The organism is Streptomyces sp. NPDC002643 (genome assembly GCF_053592555.1).
Genome location: NZ_JBSFVY010000013.1, coordinates 233686 through 254452 on the forward strand (window position 1 = coordinate 233686; position 20767 = coordinate 254452).

15 protein-coding genes and 2 pseudogenes are annotated in these 20767 nt (G+C 71.4%); 9 read left to right on the plus strand and 8 right to left on the minus strand.

The window, feature by feature from the left end:
- Positions 1 to 166 precede the first annotated feature (166 nt).
- Entirely contained in the window at positions 167 to 1531 is a 1365-nt protein-coding gene (locus ACWD4G_RS21610; RefSeq protein WP_451295739.1) for an alpha/beta hydrolase, read from the plus strand.
- Here the strand turns inward: ACWD4G_RS21610 and ACWD4G_RS21615 are convergent.
- From ACWD4G_RS21615 to ACWD4G_RS21635, 5 genes and pseudogenes are all read right to left on the minus strand, one after another.
- Positions 1528 to 3156: a phytoene desaturase family protein gene (locus tag ACWD4G_RS21615; protein ID WP_451295741.1), complete on the minus strand. Its 1629-nt coding sequence runs from the start codon at positions 3154 to 3156 to the stop codon at positions 1528 to 1530. The genes ACWD4G_RS21610 and ACWD4G_RS21615 overlap by 4 nt on opposite strands.
- 111 nt (positions 3157 to 3267) lie before the next feature.
- On the minus strand, positions 3268 to 5532 hold the full coding sequence (locus ACWD4G_RS21620) for a tetratricopeptide repeat protein (RefSeq protein WP_451295743.1): 2265 nt from the start codon (positions 5530 to 5532) through the stop codon (positions 3268 to 3270).
- Between the two features lie 61 nt (positions 5533 to 5593).
- A complete protein-coding gene (locus ACWD4G_RS21625; RefSeq protein WP_451295826.1) occupies positions 5594 to 6403 on the minus strand; it encodes an oxygenase MpaB family protein in 810 nt (269 codons plus the stop codon).
- A gap of 155 nt (positions 6404 to 6558) precedes the next feature.
- The gene (locus ACWD4G_RS21630; protein WP_451295745.1) at positions 6559 to 7599 is read right to left on the minus strand and encodes a glycoside hydrolase family 5 protein; all 1041 of its coding nucleotides are present in this window, start codon (positions 7597 to 7599) and stop codon (positions 6559 to 6561) included.
- A 120-nt stretch (positions 7600 to 7719) separates the two neighbouring features.
- Positions 7720 to 9077, minus strand: a pseudogene (locus tag ACWD4G_RS21635) (amylo-alpha-1,6-glucosidase); the annotation flags it as partial.
- Between ACWD4G_RS21635 and ACWD4G_RS21640 the strand changes: the two are divergent.
- A pseudogene (locus tag ACWD4G_RS21640) lies at positions 9067 to 10046 on the plus strand (LamG-like jellyroll fold domain-containing protein); the annotation flags it as partial. The pseudogenes ACWD4G_RS21635 and ACWD4G_RS21640 sit on opposite strands and share 11 nt — an antisense overlap.
- Positions 10047 to 10115: 69 nt before the next feature.
- Here ACWD4G_RS21640 and ACWD4G_RS21645 read toward each other — a convergent pair.
- Complete coding sequence (locus ACWD4G_RS21645) at positions 10116 to 10460, minus strand: ArsR/SmtB family transcription factor (protein ID WP_451295747.1); 345 nt, start codon at positions 10458 to 10460, stop codon at positions 10116 to 10118.
- A gap of 172 nt (positions 10461 to 10632) precedes the next feature.
- Here ACWD4G_RS21645 and ACWD4G_RS21650 point away from each other — a divergent pair, with 172 nt between their 5' ends.
- Both ACWD4G_RS21650 and ACWD4G_RS21655 read left to right on the plus strand, forming a co-directional pair.
- On the plus strand, positions 10633 to 11610 hold the full coding sequence (locus ACWD4G_RS21650) for a quinone oxidoreductase family protein (RefSeq protein WP_451295749.1): 978 nt from the start codon (positions 10633 to 10635) through the stop codon (positions 11608 to 11610).
- A 127-nt stretch (positions 11611 to 11737) separates the two neighbouring features.
- On the plus strand, positions 11738 to 12868 hold the full coding sequence (locus ACWD4G_RS21655; RefSeq protein ID WP_451295751.1) for a PP2C family protein-serine/threonine phosphatase: 1131 nt from the start codon (positions 11738 to 11740) through the stop codon (positions 12866 to 12868).
- Positions 12869 to 12908: 40 nt separating this feature from the next.
- Here the strand turns inward: ACWD4G_RS21655 and ACWD4G_RS21660 are convergent, their stop codons facing one another.
- The gene (locus ACWD4G_RS21660; RefSeq protein WP_451295753.1) at positions 12909 to 14621 is read right to left on the minus strand and encodes an IlvD/Edd family dehydratase; all 1713 of its coding nucleotides are present in this window, start codon (positions 14619 to 14621) and stop codon (positions 12909 to 12911) included.
- A 50-nt stretch (positions 14622 to 14671) separates the two neighbouring features.
- Between ACWD4G_RS21660 and ACWD4G_RS21665 the strand changes: the two genes are divergently transcribed.
- The 3 genes from ACWD4G_RS21665 (at position 14672) to ACWD4G_RS21675 (ending at position 17491) form a co-directional block, all read left to right on the plus strand.
- Positions 14672 to 15520 carry an IclR family transcriptional regulator gene (locus tag ACWD4G_RS21665; protein WP_451295755.1) on the plus strand — a complete coding sequence of 283 codons (849 nt, stop codon included), beginning with the start codon at positions 14672 to 14674 and terminating at the stop codon, positions 15518 to 15520.
- Between the two features lie 61 nt (positions 15521 to 15581).
- Positions 15582 to 16442, plus strand: a complete 861-nt coding sequence (locus ACWD4G_RS21670) for a fumarylacetoacetate hydrolase family protein (protein ID WP_451295757.1) — start codon at positions 15582 to 15584, stop codon at positions 16440 to 16442.
- Between the two features lie 11 nt (positions 16443 to 16453).
- The gene (locus tag ACWD4G_RS21675; RefSeq protein WP_451295759.1) at positions 16454 to 17491 is read left to right on the plus strand and encodes a zinc-dependent alcohol dehydrogenase; all 1038 of its coding nucleotides are present in this window, start codon (positions 16454 to 16456) and stop codon (positions 17489 to 17491) included.
- 424 nt (positions 17492 to 17915) lie between these two features.
- Here ACWD4G_RS21675 and ACWD4G_RS21680 read toward each other — a convergent pair whose 3' ends face one another.
- Positions 17916 to 18341, minus strand: a complete 426-nt coding sequence (locus ACWD4G_RS21680; protein WP_451295761.1) for a response regulator transcription factor — start codon at positions 18339 to 18341, stop codon at positions 17916 to 17918.
- Between the two features lie 244 nt (positions 18342 to 18585).
- On the opposite strand from ACWD4G_RS21680, the gene ACWD4G_RS21685 reads away from it, so the two are divergent.
- The gene (locus ACWD4G_RS21685) at positions 18586 to 19287 is read left to right on the plus strand and encodes a response regulator (RefSeq protein WP_451295763.1); all 702 of its coding nucleotides are present in this window, start codon (positions 18586 to 18588) and stop codon (positions 19285 to 19287) included.
- Between the two features lie 205 nt (positions 19288 to 19492).
- The gene (locus tag ACWD4G_RS21690; protein WP_451295765.1) at positions 19493 to 20767 is read left to right on the plus strand and encodes a sensor histidine kinase; all 1275 of its coding nucleotides are present in this window, start codon (positions 19493 to 19495) and stop codon (positions 20765 to 20767) included.

The window sequence follows — 20767 nt, forward strand, 5'->3', positions numbered from 1 at the left end:
ATCTCTCGTGCCGTCCCAGCCCTCATCCACCCCACGACGACCGCGAAGGCGCGGAAGACTCGTCCTCGGTGTGCTGATCACCGCTCTGTTGGGTCAGTCGCTCGCAGGAACCGCATCGGCATCGGCACCGGCACCGGCACCGGCACCGGCACCGGCACCAGATGCTGTGGCTTGGCAGCCCTGTGAATCCCCTTACGGCGAGGGCACGTTCGAGTGCGCGACCATCGAGGTGCCCGTCGACTGGGAGCGGCCCCACGGCGACACCATCGATCTGGCGCTCGCCCGGCGCCGAGCGAGCGACCCCGGTAAGCGGATCGGCTCGCTGTTGGTCAATCCCGGTGGTCCGGGTGCCCCGGGCGTGGAGTTCGCGTTGAGCGCGCCCGTCTCCTTCTCCCCGGAACTGCTGGAGCGCTTCGACATCGTGGGCTTCGACCCGCGTGGCATCGGCCGCAGCGACCCGGTGAAGTGCGACGAGGAACTGATCGTCGCCCAGGACGAGTCGCTGTATCCGACCGACGCCGAATCCTTCGACGCCCTCGGCCGTGCGAACCGCGCGCTCGGTGAGAGCTGCCGGGCCCACACCGGGCCGCTCGTCGACCACATGGACACCGCGAGCGTCGTCCGTGACATGGAGGCGATCCGTGTCGGTCTCGGCGAGGAACGGATCAGCTACCTCGGCGTCTCGTACGGCACCGGCATCGGTCAGCAGTACGCCGAGCGCTACCCGGACCGCGTCCGTGCGATGGTCCTCGACTCGAACATGAACCACAGCCTGGACAGTTGGGGCCTGCAGAAGACCCGGGCCGTCGCGGTGGAGGAGACGTTCGGCCAGTTCGCCGACTGGTGCGCGCGTACGCCGTCCTGTGCGCTGTACGGCCGTGACGTACGGGCCCTGTACGACTCGCTCTATCGTCGTGCCGCCGCCGGTGAGCTGGTGCTGCCCGACGGCGATGTGTGGACCGCCGAGCGTATGCAGCGCACCGCCTTCGGGTTCCTGCGCAGCCCGCTCGACTGGTTCCGCTTCGCCCAGGTTCTCGCCGAGTGGGACGACCCCGAGGCCACGGCGGCGCGCTCCCTCCGGTCGAGCGGCACACCGGCCGAGTTCGCGTACTTCCCGGTGCTGTGCCAGGACTACGACCTCGACCTGCCGTCGTACGCCGCGCTCGCCGGCTACCGGAGCCGGCTCGCCCGCCTCGCCCCCGTCACCCGTTACAGCCACCTCGGCTGGACGGACCTGACCGGCTGCCAGGAGTGGCCGACTCGGGTGGCCAACCCGCCGCACCGGCTGCGGGTCGACGGCACCCCGCCGATCCTGCTCACCAACAGCCGTTATGACGCCGCCACCCCGTACTCCTGGGCCGTCGACACCGCCCGTCAGATCGGTGTGGAGGCCGTGCTCCTCACCTACGACGGTTCCGGCCATGGCACCTACTGGTCGAGCCCCTGCGTACGCGGCGCCGTCGACACCTACCTGGTCACCCTGGAGACACCGCGCAAGGGCACCCACTGCCCCGCCGTCTGGCCGAGCTAGGGCCGCCGGGCGAGGCCCAGTTCCTCCAGTACGGCCATCGCCGCGTTGTGCCCCGGTACTCCGCTGACCCCGCCGCCGCGTACCGCGCCCGCGCCGCAGAGGAGGACGTTCGGGTGGCGGGTCTCCACACCCCAGCGGCCGGTGCCTTCCTGCTGGTAAGGCCAGGCGAGGTCGTGGTGGAAGATGTTGCCGCCGGGGAGGCGGAGGTCCCGTTCCAGGTCGAGGGGGGTCTTCGCCTCGATGCAGGGGCGGCCCTCGGCGTCGGTGGCCAGGCAGTCGGTGATCGGCTCGGCGAGGTGGGCGTCCAGTTGGGCGAGGGTGGCCTTCAGGAGTTCGTCGCGCGCTGTGTCGTTGTCGGGCTCGAAGAGTCCCGCCGGGGTGTGCAGACCGAACAGGGTCAGGGTCTGGTAGCCCTGTTCGATCAGGTCGGGGCCGAGGATGGTCGGGTCGGTGAGGGAGTGGCAGTAGATCTCGGAGGGCGGGGCCTCGGGGAGGGTGCCGGCGGCGGCCTGGGCGTAGGCGGTGGCCAGTTGGTCGTAGCCCTCGGCGATGTGGAAGGTGCCGGCGAAGGCCTCGCGGGGGTCCACCGACGCGTCGCGGAGCCTCGGCAGCCGGGTGAGCAGCATGTTCACCTTGAGCTGGGCTCCCTCGGCGGGGGTGGGCGGGGCGTCGCCGGTCAGGGCGGCGAGTTCCTGGGGTGAGGCGTTGACCAGTACGTGGCGGGCGGTGACGGTGGCTTCGGTGTCGGCCGTGCGGTAGGTGACCTCGGCGGAGTGGCCGTCCGTCGCGATGCCGCGTACCTCGTGGCCGGTGGCGATCACCGCGTCCGCCTCGCGCGCGGCCCTCGCGAGCGCGTCGGTGAGGGCGCCCATACCGCCGACGGGCACGTCCCAGTCGCCCGTGCCGCCGCCGATCACGTGGTAGAGGAAGCAGCGGTTCTGCTTCAGGGAGGGGTCGTGGGCGTCCGCGAAGGTGCCGATCAGGGCGTCGGTGAGGACGACTCCGCGCACCAGGTCGTCGCCGAAGGCCGACTCGATCGCCGTGCCGATCGGTTCCTCGAAGAGGGTCCGCCATGCCTCCTCGTCGTCGATGCGGTGGCGCAGTTCGTCGCGGGTGGGCAGGGGTTCGGTGAGGGTGGGGAACACGCGTTTGGCCACCTGGCCCGTCATACCGTAGAAACGCCGCCATGCCTCGTACTCCGTGTCCGAACCGGTCAGCCGTGCGAACGCCTCCCGGGTGCGGCGCTCTCCACCGCCGACGAGCAGGCCGGTGGGGTGGCCGTCGCGTTCGACGGGGGTGTACGAGGAGATCGTGCGGCCCCGGACCCGGAAGTCCAGGTCGAGATCGCGCACGATCTTCCGGGGCAGCAGGCTGACCAGGTACGAGTAGCGCGAGAGCCGGGCGTCGACTCCGGTGAAGGGCCGAGTGGAGACCGCGGCGCCCCCGGTGCCGCCCAGCCGCTCCAGCACCAGGACCGAGCGGCCGGCCCGGGCGAGGTAGGCGGCGGCGACCAGACCGTTGTGGCCACCGCCGACGATCACGGCGTCGTACGCGTCCCGTGGCCGGGGCCCGGGACGGCTGGGCCGGGCTGTGGACGAGGGGACGGGTGCGGGGGTGGCAGGCATGGGACTTTTCGTAACACGTGATAATCGGGGTCGGCCAGGGGTGTGGGGCAGGTGGATCAATGGGGAGCGGGACGGCGTGTCCACCCTGCCCGGCTCGCAGCAGCCCCCGGTTCAAGGTCGCCCGGTCGCCCGCTGCCCGCGTAACGCCGCCACCCTCCGGTAGAGGTCCACGGCCTCCTGGCCCCGCCCGAGTTGTTCCAGGCAGTGGGCCTCGTCGTTGCGGCTGGCCAGGGCGTCGGGGTGGTCGGCGCCGAGGACGCGTTCGCGGGCGTCGGCCACGTCTCGGTACTCGGTGAGGGCGTCGGCCCAGCGGCCCAGCCAGCCGAGGCCGACGGCGACCTCGCGGCGGCTGACGAGGGTGTCGGGATGGTCGGCGCCGAGGGTGCGCTCGCGCAGGGCGCACACGTCGCGCGATTCGGCGAGGGCCTCCTCCCAGCGGCCGAGGCGCCCCAGATTGACGCCGAGGCCGTGGCGGGCGCGCAGGGTCTCGGGGTGGGCGGGGCCGTGGACGCGGGTGCGGTCGTCGACCAGGGCACGGTAGAGGGTGAGCGCGTCGGTGCTGCGGCCTAGTCGGCCGAGGCTGATGCCGACCTCGTAGCGGGCGGCGAGGGTGTCGGGGTGATCGGGGCCGAGGGCCTGGGCTCGGGCCTCGGCAACGTCCTGATAGGTCTGCAGCGCCTCGGGCCAGCGGCCCAACTGACCGAGGGCGTAAGCGACTTCGTAGCGGGTGACGAGGGTGTCGGGGTGGCCCGCGCCGAGGACGCGGGTGCGGGCGGCGGCCACGTCGCTCGCCATCTGGTACGAGTCCTCCAGGCGGCCCAGCCTGCTGAGGTTGAAGGCGAGGTTGTGGCGGCAGCGCAGGGTGTCCGGATGGTCGGGGCCCACCGTGCGTTCGCGGGCGTCGAGGACCGAGGTGTACGCCTGGTGGGCCTCGAAGTGCCGCCCCAACTGGCCGAGTACATACGCCATTTCCTGTCGGGCGGCGAGGGTGTCGGAGTGCTCTGCACCGAGGACCCGCTCGCGGGTTCGGGCCACATGGGCGAACTCGCGGAGGGCGTCTGCGGGGCGCCCGGTGCGGCTGAGGGTGAAGCCGACCTCGTACCTGCTGGCCAGGGTGTCGGGATGGTCGGGCCCGAGGGCGTGCTCGCGCTCGACGGCGACCGCGCGGTGCACTTCGCCGGCCTCGGTCCAGCGGCCGAGGCGTCCGAGACTCAGTCCGGCGTTGTGCCGTCCGGCCAGGGTGACGATCAACTCCCTTGACGGGGCAGGCCGTTCGTCCTGGACGGGTTCCTCGGCGCGGCCGGTGGCCGGGCGGGCGATCCACTCCCCGGTGAGACCGGCCGAGGCGTCCGGCGGGGTGAGGCTCAGCCCGGTGGCGGTGGCCTTGTGCCCGGTGGTCATCTCGCGGGTCCAGGAGGGCAGCCGGGGTTCGCGCGGGGAGGGCCGCCCGGGGCGGGGTTCGGGGGCGGCCTCGGGTGACCCGGGGGGTGCGACGGCCGTGGGGACGTACGACGGGGCCGGGGTGGCGGTGCGGCCCTCGTCCACGCGGCGGCCCAACTCGTGGGCGTCCTGCGGGCGTTCCTCGGGCCGCTTGGCGAGGAGGTCCAGGATGATGCGGTCCAGGTACTCGGGGATTTCCTCGCGGTGGGTGCGCGGCGGCCTGGGCGGGGTGTCCCGGTGTCCCATCAGCACGGCCCAGGCGTCGTCGAGGTCGAACGGCGGTACTCCGGTGATGAGTTCGTAGAGGACACAGCCGAAGGAGTACAGATCGCTGCGCTGGTCGACCTGGTCGCCGCTGATCTGTTCCGGGGACATGTAGTGCGGGGTGCCCATGGCGATGCCGGTGCCGGTGAGCCGGGAGGTGAAGGTGACGTCACGGCCGAGGCGGGCGATGCCGAAGTCGCAGATCTTCACCGTGTCGTCGGTGAGCCGCATGATGTTGGCGGGCTTCAGGTCGCGGTGCACGATGCCCTGGTGATGGGTGTAGGCGAGCGCGGCGGCGACCTGGTCGGCGATGTCGACGACATCGGCGACGGGCAGCGGGTAATGCCTGTTGTCCTCCAGGATCTGGCTGAGGTTGCGGCCCTCCAGTAACTCCATGACGAGGAACAGCACCCCGTCGGACTCCCCGAAGTCGTGGACGACGGTCACTCCCCGGTGCTGGAGCGCCGCCGCCACGCGGGCCTCGCGTCGGAAGCGCTCCCTGAGGACCTGGGTGAAGGCCTGGTCGGGCTGGGTGTTGATGGGCTTGAGGCACTTGACGGCGACCTGTCGGCCCAGTGATTCGTCTCTCGCGCGCCAGACCTCGCCCATCCCGCCCCGCCCGATCAGATCGAGCAGCCGGTACCGGCCCTGGACCAGCCTGGTGTCCCCCATCGCCGCCGTTCGCCCCCGTCCTCACGGACCCGCCCTCCCCTGGCCCGTCCAGTATGGCGACCTATCTCCTGACTTTGTACGGTGCCGGGCGCGAGCCGGGGCCGAGCCGGGCCATGGCGCGGAGGATGTGTTTGGGCGGGAGTTGCCAGCGCAGGTGTGCGGGGATCGAGCGCAGCAGGGTACCGGTGAGCCGGAGGCGCCGGGTGACGATGGCCGGTGCCGGGGCCGGTCTGCCGTACAACTCATGGGCGTACGGCGGCAGAGAGGCGTACGCCAGGTTGGCCACGCGCCGCCAGAGTGCTTCGCGTGCCGGTACGAGCAACGGGTGGGTGGGCGGTCTGCGCAGGAAGTCGTCCACCTCCCGTGCCTCGGGTCCGGCGGCCAGCTCGGGCCGCACCTTCTCGAAGTACGCGGCCAACTCCTGCTGGTCACCGGGGACTTCGGCCGGGTCGAGACCCACGAGCCCGGCGCTGACCCGGTGTTCACGGACGTAAAGGTCGGCGGCGGTCTCCGTGAACGGGTAGCCGGAGCGGCGCAGGATGTGCACATAGGAGTCGATCTCCGCGCAGTGCACCCACAGCAGCAGCTCGGGCTCGTCGACGCCGTACCGCTCCCCCGTGTCCGGGTCGGTCGCCGTCAGCATGCTGTGGATCTTCCGAACGCGGGCGGCGGCCCGTTCGGCGGCCTCGGTGGTGCCGTACGTGATCGTGCCGACGAAGTCGGCGGTCCGCATCAGCCGGCCCCAGGCGTCTTTGCGGAAGTCCGAGTTCTGCATGACTCCGCGCACCGCGCGCGGGTGCAGGGCCTGGAGGTACAGGGCGCGGATACCGGCGATCCACATCATGGGGTCGCCATGCGCCTGCCAGGTCATGGACCCCGGGCCGAAGAGCCCGGGGTCGCCCACGAGGGGGTCACCAGTTCGAGGGACGTCCACATGGCCAGTGTGGACGAACCGTGGAGCCCCCGGAAGACGCCTTCGGGAAGGTCGCCCGCCGGGGAGCACCGGAGTGGGCGGTCCGATCGCCGTTACTGCTTCCAGGCCCAGTGCAGGCGGTCGAGGCCGCTCTGGTTGTTGAGCTTGAGGCTGAGGCGGGTGCCCGTGCCCTGGAGGGTGGTGAGGGAGTAGGTGTCGCCGTTGCGCAGGCCGGGCCAGTAGACCGAGCCGAGGCCCAGCTCGCGGATGGTGTCGGTGGCGGCCTGGATGTAGGCGATCTCGTTGGAGCCGTTGACGGGGCCGTTGTAGTCGAGGCCGGTGGTCATGGAGGCGCCGAACTCGTCGAGGACGGTGCGCGAGGCGCAGGTGCCGATGCGCTCCTTGAAGTCGGCCTTCCACTGGTCGACGCTGGTCCAGTCGGTGTGCCAGAAACCGTAGTTGTGCAGGGCGATCCGGGTGCCGTCGAGGCGGCTGTCGGCGCAGACGGGCTTGACGTCCTCGCTGTACTTGATGCCGCCGATGAGGACCCGGTCGCGCGGTATGGAGCGGTGGGTGTCCAGCCAGTTGGCGGCCACGTCGCGCCACTCCTGGGAGGTGTAGCCGAACGGCTCGTTCATCGGCTCGAAGTACACCTTGGAGTTGCGCTCGTAGGACGAGGTGAGTCGCGCCCACATGCGGTCCCAGGCGGCCTGGTCGTCGATCTTGCCGTCCTTGGCGTTGTCGCCCTCCCAGTAGCCCAGGATGACCTTGAAGCCCTTGGCGGTGGCGGCGTCGATCGCAGCCCGGTACGACTTCCAGAAGGGGCCGTTGACGGAGGTGGGGTTGACCGGGAGGCGGACGGTGTTGGCGCCGAGTTCGGCGAAGCCGCCGATGATGGCGCGGGACTTGGCGTAGGTCGTGCCGTAGCTGTCGGAGGTGGACAGGCCGGAGGGCACGACCGCGTCGTCGGCGTAGTTGTCGCGCGGGTCGGCCCAGTTGACGCCGCGGAAGTCGCTGACGGGTGGCGGTGAGGCGTGGCGGGAGACGGCGGCGGGAGCGGCGGCCGCAGGGGAGGCGAAGGCTCCGCCGAATGCCGTGGCGCCGGCCAGCAACGCCCCCACACAAGCTGTCCCGCGATGGTTCTTTCCGTGCACGACGTACCTTTCTGGGCAGTTGCGTCCGCGCGACCTCACCTGCAGGTCAGCGGCTCTGTGGCTTCCGCAACCTAGAAGGGATCTCAAACAGGGGTCAACACATCTGCACACCAAATTTCATCAAGAACACAGACCCGGAAGGCGGGCGCAGTGGTCGGCCCGGTGTGCGTGGGCCTCGGCGAGGAGGAGGTAGGCGGCGGCGGTCCAGGTGTAGGCGCGGTCGCGCAGGCCCGTGCCGGTGAGGGCGTCGAAGTTCTCAGCGAAGCCGTGGGCCTCGCACAGGGCGCGGAAGCGGGCGCTGACGTCGTCCGCGAGGCGGTGGTGGCCGACGCGGCGCAGTCCGTCGTCGATGAGCACGGTCGCGGGGGCCCAGATGGGGCCGCGCCAGTAGCCGTCGGGGAGGTAGTGCGGCGAGGTGGTCAGCTCGGTGGCGAGGCCGTACGGCGTCAGATGGGCCTTGATGCGATCGGCCAGGGCACCGGCGATGTCGTCGGGCAGATGCTCGCCCAGCACGATCGGCATCACATCGAGCAGACCGGCGCTGCGCCAGGTGTCCCCGGTCTCGACGCCCCGGGCGACGAAACCGTCCCCCGTCCAGAGCCGGTCGAAGAGCGCCGACTGCGTCTCCTCGGCCGTCCGCTCCCAGCGGCGGGCGTCTTCGGGTTTCTCCAACTCCTCGGCCAGTGCGGCGAGTTCGCGCAGTTGGAGGACGAGGAAGGCGGCCAGGTCGGCGGTTTCGACGACGCGCTCGGGGTCGAAGGTGGTGGCGTTGTCCCAGCCGCTGTCGTTGCCGTGCTGGTAGTGGGCCAGCGGGGAGCCGGGGGCACGGCGTGCGGTGAGCCAGAAGTCCGTCCAGCGTGCCAGCCGCTCGTATGTCTCGGCCAGCGCGGCCCGGTCGGGAGGTGTGGGCAGTCGGCGGCGGAGGTGGCCGAAGGTCCAGCCGTGGATGGGGGTTTGACAAAGTTGTACAGGACTTCGGAGTGGGTGACCGAGTCGGGCAGGGCGCCGCCCGCGTCCTGGTGGTCGAAGGGCAGGGCGAACTGGGCCAGTTCGGGGCGGCCGGGGGCCAGGGCGAGGGCGTTGAAGCAGTGGTCCCAGCTCCAGACCTTGTCCATCCAGTGCTTGGACATCAGGACGGCGGGCCGCCCCACCAGGCCCGCGGGCCGAACGGTCGCCGACCACAGGACACAGGCGGCGAGTTCGGCGGCCGGGGTGGCGGGCGAGCGCCAGGGGGCCACCGTGTCGGCGAAGTCGGCGAAGCCCTGCCGCGCGGTGGTTACGACGTCGTCGAAGTCCCCCGACGACGACGCCGCGTACGGCGGACGCGCGGTGTCGAGTTCCTCGATCGCGATCTCCCAGTCCCCGCCCCCGTCCAGGGTGACTCCACGGTCGCCGCTGCCCAGCGTCTGGGCTCCGGCCGTGTCGGCGAGGGTGCCGGACAGCACGGTGACGCGGTAGCGGCGGCCGGTCTCGAAGGGCAAGCACACGCTGAGCTCGCCGCGAGGAGCCTCGACGGCAAGGGCGCCACCAAGGGCGACGCCATCGTCGACCGCCTCACGCTCTCCCTGCCGGACGCCTCGGCCGCCACGCAGGTGTACGAAGGTGAGCCGGCCTGGCTGGGCGGCGGGGCGAAGCCCGTCTATCAGCTGCCCGAGCGGGCCGGGACCCCAGCCACCGGCTCGGGCGCGGTCCAGTTGAAGAAGGGGCAGACGGCCACGTTCTGGGTCTACTCCCCCGCCGACCGCGAGGCCACCCTCGATGTCGACACCCTCACCGGGTCGGGCGCCCGGCTCTCCGTCAACGGCCACGACGTCCTGCGGCTGGCCAAGGGCGGCGGCAAGGCCGCGGTCTCCCTCTCGGGCGGTGTCAACAAGGTGACGCTGACCGGGAGTTCGACCACCACGCTCGTCGACCGCCTCACGGTCACACCCGCCGAAGGCGCCCTGGAGAGCCGTACGTACGAGGCGGGCGACGCCGAACTGGCGGGCTCAGCCGCGCTCACCCCGCTCTCGCTGGCCACCGGCGGTACGGCGATCACCGGGGTCGGCGGCGAGCCGGGCAACGGCAACACGGCGACCTTCACCGTCACCGCCGACCGGGCTGGTCTGTACGCGCTGCGCATCCGCTACTCCAACCCCGAGCAGGCGGAGGCCACCCACTACAACCCGGACCCGCTCGCCCGCCACGCCGACCTCACCGTCAACGGCGGCGAGACACGGCGCGTCGGCTTCCCGCACAGCTTCCACCAGAACAACTTCTGGGAGCTGACCGTCCCGGTCCAGCTGAAGAAGGGCCGGAACACGGTCACCTTCCGCTCCGAGGAACTGCCCGACTTCGACGGCACGACCTACGCGTCGGACACCTTCCCCGGAGTGCCGCTCCGCTCCCGCTTCGCCCCGCTGATCGACCGGATCACCGTGGCACCGTACGCACGGGAGCTGCGGTGAGGCGATCGGTGAGGTGATCCCGCCATCGCGATGAGGTGATCACCGCCGACGACTTGGGGCGAGCCGGGCTCACTCCAGGTCGTCGGCGCGCAGAAGGAGTTCGAGGAGTCCGGGGAAGCGGGCCTCGAACTCCTCTCTGCGTAGGCGGTTGACGCGTTTGGGGCCCTCGTCGCGCTGCTCGACCAGGCCGGCGCCGCGTAGGACGGAGAAGTGATGGCTCAGGGCCGCCTTGCCGACGGGTACGTCGAAGCTGCCGCAACTGCGTGACCAGTCGGCGGAGCCCGCCAGCTCGCGGATCAGCTGGATGCGCACGGGATCGGCGACCGCGGACAGCGCGGCCAGCACGGACACGTCCTCGGGATCGGTGTGCACCGGCGCCGCCCGGTGACTCCCGCCCACAGCCCGGTTCGACATGCCCCTCCCGTCATCGTGTACGCCCCCTCGACGGCTCTCCGTGTCGAGGGCTCCGGCCGGTTGCCGGCCAGTTGCCGAGTGTTCGATGAATATCTTACAGTCCGAGTGTTCGCTTCCCGTTGAACACTCATGCACACTCATCAACGCTCGTCGAAGGGTGCGGTGATCCGCCATGCGCGCAGTCGAGTTCCAGGAGTACGGCGCTCCCGAGGTCCTGAAGGCCGTGGAGGTCGAGGTCCCCGAACCGGGGCCGGGCCGGGTCAGCATCGACACAGCCTACGCCGGTGTGAACTTCGCCGACCTCAAGGCACGCGCCGAGGGGTACCGGGTTCCGTCGCTGCCTTACCGTCCGGGCCTGGAGGTCTCCGGGCGCATCCGGGCCGTCGGCGCCGGGGTCGAGGGGCTGCGCCCGGGCCAGGAGGTCGCCGCCCTCACCGACGGCGGGGCCTACGCCGAGGTGGTCGTCGCCGACGCCGTCACCGTCTTCCCGCTCCCCGACGGCCTGGACCTGCGGACCGCGGCCACCCTCCCCACCGTCGTACCGACCGCGCACGCCCTGCTCCACGAGGTCGGGCGGCTGCGCGCGGGTGAGACCGTGCTGGTGCAGGGCGCGGCGGGCGGCATCGGCACGGTGGCCGGACAGCTCGCCCGGGCGGCGGGCGCCGGAGCGGTGTACGGGGTGGTGTCCTCCGCGTCCAAGGCCGAGTACGCGCTGAAGCACGGCTATGACGAGGTGTTCGTCGCCGACACGTTCGCCGAGGACGTCCGCCGTGTCACCCGGGGCCGGGGTGTCGACCTGGTGCTCGACCCAGTGGGCGGCGACACCCTGCGCCAGGGTCTCGACGCGCTGGCCGTCTTCGGGCGCCTGGTGTCCTTCGGCAACGCGAGCGGGGCCCAGCCGTGGCACGTGGGCCAGCCGGAGCTGTACGCGCGGGGCCTTTCGGTCGCCGGTTTCTCCATCCTGGCCCTCGCCCGCTCGGCACCCGACGCGCTGCGCACACTCACCGAGCGCGCCTTCCGTAAGGTGTCCGACGGCACGGTGAGTCTGCCGGTCACCGCCGAGTTCCCCTTGCCGGAGGCCGCAGAGGCGCACCGGCTGATGGGCGGGCGTACCTCGACGGGGAAGCTGCTGCTGCGGGTGGGCGACTGAGGACGGCGGCCGGGACGGATGGCCGGCCCTCGGGAGCCGCCCTCATGATCGGCGGGGCGCCTCTCGGTCCCGGCCCGGAGCTGAATACCGTACGGGGAGATCGCCACCCGCACAGGAGCACGTACACATGATCGGTAGTCGCCGGATTCGCCGGACGAGACCTTCCGAACCCTTCGATGCCATCGAACCACCGGCCACCGGCGAACTGGTGCTCGCCGTACTCACGTTGACGTTGCTGGTGGAGATCCTCGGGGTGCTGTCCGGGTCCGAGGTGTGGCTGCTCGGTCTGCTGGTGTTCCTGCCGGGTACGGCGGCGGCACTGTGCTCGGTGCGGCAGACGGCGTTCGTCGCCGCGTGGAGCACGCTGGTCGTGACGACGACCGTGGTGGTGCGGGCCCCGATCGGCGGCCTCTGGCTGGACCGGCTGCTGCTCGTGCTGTTCACCGTGGCCCTGGGCGCGGCCTCCGTCTACGCCTGCCATCGGCGCATCCGGCGCGAGCACGAGATGCTCCGGCTGCGCTCCACCGCCGCCGCGATGCAACGGCACATCCTGCACCCGCTGCCGCTGGTCACCGATGACGTGCTGGTCAACGGCGTCTACGAGCCGCTGCACGAGGAGCGCCTCGTCGGCGGTGACATCTACGACGTCGTGGCCTCGCCCTGGGGCACCCGGGTGCTGATCGGCGATGTCCAGGGCAAGGGGCTGGCCGCCGTGGGCGCCGCGTTCGCGGTGATCGGCGCCTTCCGTGAGGCGGCCCACCGTGAGCCCACGATGACCTCGCTGGTGGACGCGCTGGACGCGGCGGTCGTCCGGCACAACTCGTACGCCGAACAGACCGGCGACGACGAGCGGTTCGTGACCGCGCTCATCGTGGGCGTCGACCCGGGCGGCGAGGCCCAGCTCGTCAACTGCGGGCATGTGCCGCCCCGGCTGCTGCACGAGGGCGTGGTCACCACACCACCCCTGGACTCCGGTGTCCCGCTGGGGCTGGCCGAGTTGGCGATGGAGCCGACCACCGTGGACTGGTTCGACTTCCCGGACGGGGCCACTTTGCTGCTGACCACCGACGGCCTGACCGAGACCCGTGACTCCGAGGGCACGTTCTACCCGCTCGACGAGCGTCTGTCGAAGCATCTCGGGCTCTCCGCCACCGAGTTGCCGAAGGCCCTGCACGAGGACGCCCGCGCCTTCGCCGACGAGGGGCGCCGTCAGGACGACGTGGCCGTCCTGACGGTCCGCCGGGCACCGCGTATCTGAGCGCACCGAAGCCGGGCGCGCCCTTGAGTCACCGACGCGGTCAGTGGGACTCCCGGCCCACCTCCGAACCGCTGGAGCCGACCAGGAAGTCCAGGTCGGCGCCGGTGTCGGCGCCTTGGACATGGTCGACGTAGAGGCGTTCCCAGCCGCGCCGGGGGTTGGCGAAGCCGGTGAGCGTGGCCTTGTTGGGGGTGCGTGCGGCGAGTTCGTCGTCGGGGACGTCGACGTCGATACGGCGGGCCTCGACGTCCAGGGTGATGAGGTCGCCGGTGCGGACGACGGCGAGGGGGCCGCCGGCCGCGGCCTCCGGGGTGACATGGAGGACGACCGTGCCGTACGCCGTGCCGCTCATCCGGCCGTCGCAGACGCGGACCATGTCTCGGACGCCCTGTTCGAGGAGCTTCTTCGGCAGGGGCATGTTGGAGACCTCGGGCATGCCCGGGTAGCCCTTGGGGCCGCAGCCGCGCAGGACGAGGACGGAGTCGGCGTCCACGTCCAGGTCGGGGTCGTCGATACGGGCGTGGAAGTCCTCGATGGAGTCGAAGACGACGGCCCGTCCCCGGTGCCGGAGGAGGTGCGGGGAGGCTGCGGCCGGTTTGATGAGGGCGCCGTCGGGGGCGAGGTTGCCGCGCAGTACGGCGATGCCGCCTTCGGCGACGAGGGGTTCGGCGCGGGTGCGGATGACCTCGGGGTCCCAGATCGGGGCGTCGTCGAGGGCGTCGACCAGGGGTTCGCCGGTGACGGTGAGGGCGTCGCGGTCGAGCAGGTCGCGGACCTCGCGCAGTACGGCGAGCAGTCCTCCGGCGCGATGGAAGTCCTCCATGAGGAAGCGTCCGGCGGGCTGGAGGTCGACGAGCACCGGCACGCGGGAGCCGATGCGGTCGAAGTCGTCGAGGGTGAGGTCGACGCCCAGGCGTCCGGCGATGGCCAGGAGGTGGACGACGGCGTTGGTCGAGCCTCCGACGGCGGCCAGCGTGACGATCGCGTTGTGGAAGGACCCCATGGTGAGGAACGTGGCGGGGCGACGGTCGGCGGCGATCATGTCGACGGCCAGTCTCCCGGTGTGGTGCGCGGCCTCAAGGAGGCGGCTGTCGGGGGCGGGGGTCCCGGCGACACCGGGGACGATCGTGCCCAGCGCCTCCGCGACCAGCGCCATCGTCGAGGCGGTGCCCATGGTGTTGCAGTGGCCCCGGCTGCGGATCATCGCCGACTCGGAGCGGGTGAACTGTTCCTGCGAGAGCGTGCCCGCGCGGACCTCCTCGGACAGCCGCCACACATCGGTGCCGCAGCCCAGTGGTCTGCCCCGAAAGGTGCCGGTGAGCATGGGGCCGCCGGGGACGACGACGGCGGGCAGGTCCACCGAGGCGGCGGCCATCAGCAGCGAGGGGATCGTCTTGTCGCAGCCGCCGAGCAGCACGACTCCGTCGACGGGGTTGGCCCGCAGCATCTCCTCGGTGGCCATCGCGGCCATGTTGCGCCAGAGCATGGCGGTGGGCCGTACGTTCGTCTCGCCGAGGGACACCACGGGCAGGTCGAGGGGGATGCCGCCCGCTTCGTAGATGCCGTCCCGCACCGAGGCGGCGACCTCGTCGAGATGGGCGTTGCAAGGGGTCAGGTCCGAGGCCGAGTTGGCGATGGCTATCTGGGGCCGTCCGGTGAAGGCGTCACCGGGCACGCCCCTGCGCATCCACGCCCGGTGGATATAGGCGTTGCGGTCCTGTCCCTCGTACCACTGTGCGCTGCGGAGCCTCACCCTGGGACCTCTTCCGACAGTCGGTACGGTGGTCTACAGTCTGGAACGCCATGGAGCATACGCAGACCTACGACGGTCCGACAGACCCCGGAGCGGACGGGCCGACGCATGTCGGCGTGGACGGTCCAACTCCCGCCGCCGGCAGCCGTCTTGTCGGCTCGGACCGGGTGCTCGCGGTGCTGAAGGAGCTGGCCCGGTTCCCCGAAGGGGTGGGGCTTGAGGAGCTGACCCGGATCGTGGCGAGCCCCAAGCCGACCGTGCACCGGGCGCTCGGCGCGCTGCGCCGGGCCGGGCTGGCCGACCAGGACGACCGCGGCCGTTATCTGCTGGGGGACGAGTTCCTGCGGATGGCGTTCGCCCATCACGAGGCCCGGCCCGAGGCCGTGCGCATCGGCCCCGTGCTCGAAGCCCTCGCGGACCGCTTCGGGGAGACCGCGCACTACGCGGTCCTCGACGGGCGCGAGATCGTGTACCGCGCCAAGGTCGATCCGCCCACCGGTGCCGTCCGGCTGACCTCGACGATCGGCGGGCGCAACCCCGCCCACACCACGGCCGTCGGAAAGCTGCTGCTGGCGCGGCGGCTGGGCACGCTGGAAGAGGTCCGGGCCTGGATCGGCGTCTCCCCGCCGACGTCTCGTACGGCCCGTTCTCGGTGTACGGCCGACGCCCTGCACGAGGATCTGACGGCCACCCGGGAACGGGGGTACGGCGTGGACGACCAGGAGAACGAGATCGGGGTCAACTGCCTCGCCCTCCCCGTCTATCCGACCTCGCCGACCGTGCCCTCGGGCGCCGTGAGCGTCAGCGCGCTGGCGTACCGGACCCCGTTGACCTCCCTGGTCGACGCCCTGGACGAGATCCGCGCGCTGCTGGGCTCCCTCGGCAGACCGCACGTCTGACACCCGCCCCGGCCGACATCAGCCGGCCCCTCACCCCGCCCCCTCACCTTGGAGCCCCAGCATGTATCTGATGCGCATCGGCGCCGCCGGAGCCGAGAAGCCCGTGGCCCGTATCGACGACGAGACGTATGTGGATCTGTCCGATGTCGTCACGGACTTCGACGAGGCGTTCTTCGGCTCGGGCGGTCTCGACCGGGTCCGTCCCGTCGTCGCCGAGCGGGCCGAGGCGGGCCGGGTCTCCCGTTTCTCCGGGGAGCGGATCGGCGCTCCGATCGCCCGCCCGCACCAGATCCTCTGCATCGGCCTCAACTACCGCGACCACGCCGCCGAGAGCGGAATGGCCGTCCCCGACGAGCCGATCCTCTTCACCAAGTCGCCCAACACCCTGATCGGCCCGAACGACGACGTACGCATCCCGAGGGGTTCGACGAAGACCGACTGGGAGGTGGAGCTGGGCATCGTCATCGGCAGGCGGACCGGCTATCTGGACTCGGTGGCGGAGGCCCGCGACGCCATCGCGGGCTATGTGGTCGTCAACGACGTCAGCGAGCGCGCCTTCCAGTTGGAGCGGGGCGGGCAGTGGGCCAAGGGCAAGTCGGCGGAGACCTTCAACCCGGCGGGCCCCTGGCTCGCCACCGCCGACGAGCTCGACGACGTACTCGCCCTGGACATGTGGCTGGACGTCAACGGCGAACGCCGGCAGACCGGCAGCACCAAGACGATGATCTTCGACCCGTACTTCATCGTGCACTACCTCAGCCAGTTCCTGGTCCTGGAGCCCGGCGACCTCATCAACACCGGCACCCCGCCCGGCGTCGGCATGGGCCTCACCCCGCCGGTGTACCTCCGGCCCGGTGATGTGATGGAGCTCGGCATCAAGCACCTCGGCACCCAGCGCCAGAACGTGCTCGGACCCCGGTGAGTCCTCGCCCGATGCGCGCGTTCGTGCTGACCGCCCCCGGCTCGTACGAGGTCCAGGAGCTTCCGGCGCCGACGGCCGGTCCCGGGGAGGTCGTGGTGGACGTGGAGCGGGTCGGTGTGTGCGGCACGGACATGGAGTTCTACACCGGTGCCATGGCCTACCTCCACCAGGGGCACGCCGGTTATCCGATGGTGCCGGGGCACGAGTGGGCGGGGCGGGTGGCGGCCGTCGGTGACGGGGTCGATCCGGGGTGGATCGGCCGCCGGGTCATGGGCGACACCATGCTGGGCTGCGGCGGCTGCCGCCGCTGTCTCCGGGGCCGTCAGCATGTGTGCGAGGGGCGCCGGGAGGTCGGTATCCGAGGCGGACAGGCCGGGGCTCTCGCCGGGCAACTCGCCGTGCCCGCCTCCTCGTTGCACGCGCTGCCCGACACGGTCGACGCCGTGCTCGGCGCGCTCGTGGAACCGGGCGGCAACGCCCTGCGCGCGGCCCGCGCCACCGCGACCGGCCCCGGGGACCGGGTGCTCGTCCTCGGGCCCGGGACCATCGGCCTGCTGGTCGCGATGTTCCTGCGGGCGGAGGGCGTCGAGGTCCATCTGCTGGACCGCGCCGACAACTCCCCCGCGTTCGCCCACTCCTTGGGCTTCGAGCACGTATGGGACGAGGACTCCCTCCCCGGCCTGCCCTTCGACGCGGTGGTGGACGCCTCGAACGCCGCCCATCTCCCGTCCCGCGCCCTGGAGTCGGTCGAACCGTCCGGCCGGGTCGTGTACATAGGCCTGGCGGGAGAGCCCAGCACCATCGACACCCGCACGCTCGTGCTGAAAGACGTCACCGCGGTCGGTGTCCTCTCCGCCTCCCCCGGCCTCCCCGCCACCATCGAGGCGTACGCCTCAGGCAGGGTCGATCCCCGACCGTTGGTCGCGGCGACGGTGAGCCTCGACGAGGTGGGCCCGGTACTGGCGGGTGAACGCCCTCGGGACGCCGGGGCCGGCCCCAAGATCCAGGTGGACCCTCGGACGAGTCGGACGGGCGACGGCGACGGGTGAGGCAGTGCGGCGGTCGCGCAAGGCGGTCCAGGCAGTCCACGGCGGCGAACTGGAGGACGTCCAGGCCACCAGGAGCACCTTGACCGCCCCTGCGGCCCCAACCGCTTCGGCGGTACACCCCGGCCCGTCTCACCATCGCGGGCTCGACCCGGTTCTTCCCGGTGGTCGCCCTCGGCCGCACGGCCCCTCGTCCCCACCGCGGATCAGAACGGGGAGGAGGCGCGAAACCGCCACGCCGAGGCGGGCCCGGACGACAGACGACCGCGGACACCGGGGGTGTCCGCGGTCGCGGCCGGGCGTATGGGGGTTGTCCCGGCTGTACGCGGGCTGGTCGCACGGGGGTTGTGCCCGCGTGTGGCGCTCCGGCCACGTGCAGGGGGCACGCCCGTGTGTGGTGCTCGGGCCGGGCGTGCGCCGTCCTTCGTTACGCGGCGACCGCCGGTCGGCCGTGGACGCCGCTCCGCCCCGTCAAGCGGAACGTTTCGCCCAGCCGGTCCTGCCAGTCATGCCGATCCAGTCGGTCCAGCCGGTCGAGTACGTCCAGTCGGTCCTGCCGATCACGCCGGTCCAGCCGGTCCTGCCGGTCCGTCTGGGTCGGCCGGTCCGGTCGGCCCAGACGGTCCGTCAGATCGCTTCGCAGCGCGAGGATTCCGACGCGCAGGGCGATCGCGACGAGATGTGTGCGGTTCTTCGCGCACAGCTTCTCCCGCATGCTGCGCATGTGCGAGGCGACCGTACGGGGAGAGATCGACAGTCGATGGGACATGTCCGCGTCCGACATCCCGTGGGCCGCCAGAAGGAGGATTTCCAGTTCCCGGGCGCTGAGTCGGTCAGAGCTGTCCACAGCCATGGTTCCTGCCTTGTTCGAGTGGGGGGTCGGGGGACCCTCGGCATCGTTCGCCTGGTGCGTTGTGACTCTTTCGTGACGAGCGGGCCCGGGGCATCGACCATTCGACCGATAGCGGGGCCGCGCCATCGGTCGATCGGCCTCGGTCGCTCCGCCCGAAGACGACCAGTCGCCCGGTACGCGCCGACTGCCCCGGTTCTCAGGGCCCTTCATCCATCGGCTTTCGGCGGTCGGCCGGATCATCGACATGATCCGTGGCATGCTCGGCCGGGTGAGCAGCAATCCGACGCGTGTGATGATCGCCGACGACCAGGACCTGGTCCGGGCCGGTTTCCGTCTCATCCTCGACGCCCAGGAGGGCATCGAGGTGATCGGGGAGGCCTCCGACGGGCTCACCTGCGTGGAGTTGGCGCGCGCGCTGCGGCCGGACGTGTGTCTGGTGGATGTGCGGATGCCGAAGCTGGACGGCCTGGAGGTGACCCGGCTGCTGGCCGGTCCGGGGGCGACGCATCCGACCCAGGTGGTGGTGGTCACCAGCTTCGACCAGGACGACTACCTCAACGTGGCACTGCGCAACGGCGCCTGCGGGTTCCTGCTCAAGGACGCCACGCCCGCGTTGCTGGTGGAGGCGGTACGGGCGGCGGCGCGCGGTGACGCGCTGGTCTCGCCGGCGGTGACGGTCCGGCTGCTGAAGCAGTTGGAGGAGCGCGTGGCGGCGCCGGGGAACGGCCTCGGAGTGCACGAATCGTCGCTCAGCACACGGGAGTTGGAGGTCGCCCGGCTGGTCGCGGTGGGCCGTACCAACCAGGAGATCAGCGCCGAGCTGTGTCTGTCGCTGTCGACCGTGAAGACACATCTGGGCCACATCCATCACAAGCTCGGCGTGCGCAACCGTGTCGAGGTGGCGGCCTGGGCCTGGGCCAACGGAACGGTCCAGACCGGACACTGACATCGTGTCCGTGCCGGCCCGCACTTGATCGGCCTGTGATGTCCCTGTAATCGATCTGTGCCCCATCCCACAGATCCCCGCACTGGCTGACACGGAGGCATGACCATGCCTAGCCTCCGGTTGTATGACAACCTCGTCACTCGCGGCGCTCTCGGCACGTGCGACTCAGCCGCACCATCGCCCCCGTCGGTTACCCATCTCGCAGGTGAAGCACCGCGCGCTGTACCCGGCCTTCGGCGTGCTGTGGCTCCTCGACATGGTGATCATCGGGTCCCAGCAGCGGGGGCCCGCCGACTGGATACCGCTCGTGACCGGCCCCATCGCCCTGGCGCTGGTGCTCGTCCCGGAACCGCGGCTGAGCACCGAGGGGCGGGCCCTCTTCGTCGCGACGGTCTCGTCCTCGGTGACGCTGGGCACCTGTGTGATGGGGTGGTCCATGCCCGAGTGGGGGCTGCTGGAGACGGCGTGCATGCTGTTCCTGCTCGCCCGTATCTGCCGCAATGTCACCCGCCCCGGCATCACCCTGGGGCTGGCCACCGCGATCGGGGCGAGCATCATCGACGAACCCATGCGCACCGGCGGCATGGGGATCACGCTGACCTATCCGTTTCTGCTGACGTTCGCCGTGGGCGGGGCGGTCGGGACGGGCTGCTATCTGCGCACCCAGGACGCCCGCCGCAACCGTACGATCGCCGCCGTGCGTCTCGCCGAGCGGATGCAACTCGCCCGGGAACTCCATGACTTCGTGGCCCACCATGTGACGGGCATCATCGCGCAGGCGCACGCCGCCGGGGTGATCCACGAGAGCGCGCCCCATCAGGTCGGGCCGATCCTGAACAACATCGCCGAGGCCGGGCAGCGGACCCTGGACTCCATGCGCCGGCTGATCCGGGTGCTGCGCGACGAGGGCGAGCAGTCCGCCGTCACCCGGCCCGAGGAGCCGTACGCCGAACTCACCAAGATCGTCTCGATGTTCAGCGGTCAGGGTGACGGTTCGACCGCGCAGCTGGAGATCACAGCCCCGGCCCGCAAGAGCGTTCTGCTGCCCGAGGTGGGCTCGGCGGTCCACCGTGTGGTGCAGGAGGCGCTGACCAACGTACGCCGGCACGCGCCCGGCGCCCAGGCGACGGTGCGGGTGCATCGCACCCGGGACGATCTGCTCCGGGTGGACGTCTACAACGACAGAACGGGCCGCCGCGTGTCCCGCCCCACGGGCGGCCACGGCGGTTATGGGCTGATCGGTCTGCGGGAGCGGGCCGAGGCGGTGGGCGGTTCCCTGGCGGCGGGCCCGGCCGACGACGGCGGCTGGTGGCTCATCGCCCATTTCCCGGTGCTCACGGAAGCCGATCTGGAGAGCGCGGAGGAGGCGGTGAACGGAGTGCCCTCGCCCCGCTCGAAATCCGGCCGCCACGCCGTCTCCAGATCCGGGCGGCACGCCAAGAGGGGCGTCTTCGCCAAGGCCGAGCCGGACATGGGTTGA

Excerpts from the sequence above, each read along its gene's own strand:
- ACWD4G_RS21685 (WP_451295763.1), top strand. The coding sequence starts at position 18,586 with ATGATCCGTGGCATGCTCGGCCGGGTGAGCAGCAATCCGACGCGTGTG.
- ACWD4G_RS21680 (WP_451295761.1), bottom strand. The coding sequence starts at position 18,341 with ATGGCTGTGGACAGCTCTGACCGACTCAGCGCCCGGGAACTGGAAATC.
- ACWD4G_RS21650 (WP_451295749.1), top strand. The coding sequence starts at position 10,633 with ATGCGCGCAGTCGAGTTCCAGGAGTACGGCGCTCCCGAGGTCCTGAAG.
- ACWD4G_RS21615 (WP_451295741.1), bottom strand. The coding sequence starts at position 3,156 with ATGCCTGCCACCCCCGCACCCGTCCCCTCGTCCACAGCCCGGCCCAGC.
- ACWD4G_RS21665 (WP_451295755.1), top strand. The coding sequence starts at position 14,672 with ATGGAGCATACGCAGACCTACGACGGTCCGACAGACCCCGGAGCGGAC.
- ACWD4G_RS21625 (WP_451295826.1), bottom strand. The coding sequence starts at position 6,403 with ATGACCTGGCAGGCGCATGGCGACCCCATGATGTGGATCGCCGGTATC.
- ACWD4G_RS21645 (WP_451295747.1), bottom strand. The coding sequence starts at position 10,460 with ATGTCGAACCGGGCTGTGGGCGGGAGTCACCGGGCGGCGCCGGTGCAC.
- ACWD4G_RS21670 (WP_451295757.1), top strand. The coding sequence starts at position 15,582 with ATGTATCTGATGCGCATCGGCGCCGCCGGAGCCGAGAAGCCCGTGGCC.
- ACWD4G_RS21620 (WP_451295743.1), bottom strand. The coding sequence starts at position 5,532 with ATGGGGGACACCAGGCTGGTCCAGGGCCGGTACCGGCTGCTCGATCTG.
- ACWD4G_RS21675 (WP_451295759.1), top strand. The coding sequence starts at position 16,454 with ATGCGCGCGTTCGTGCTGACCGCCCCCGGCTCGTACGAGGTCCAGGAG.
- ACWD4G_RS21655 (WP_451295751.1), top strand. The coding sequence starts at position 11,738 with ATGATCGGTAGTCGCCGGATTCGCCGGACGAGACCTTCCGAACCCTTC.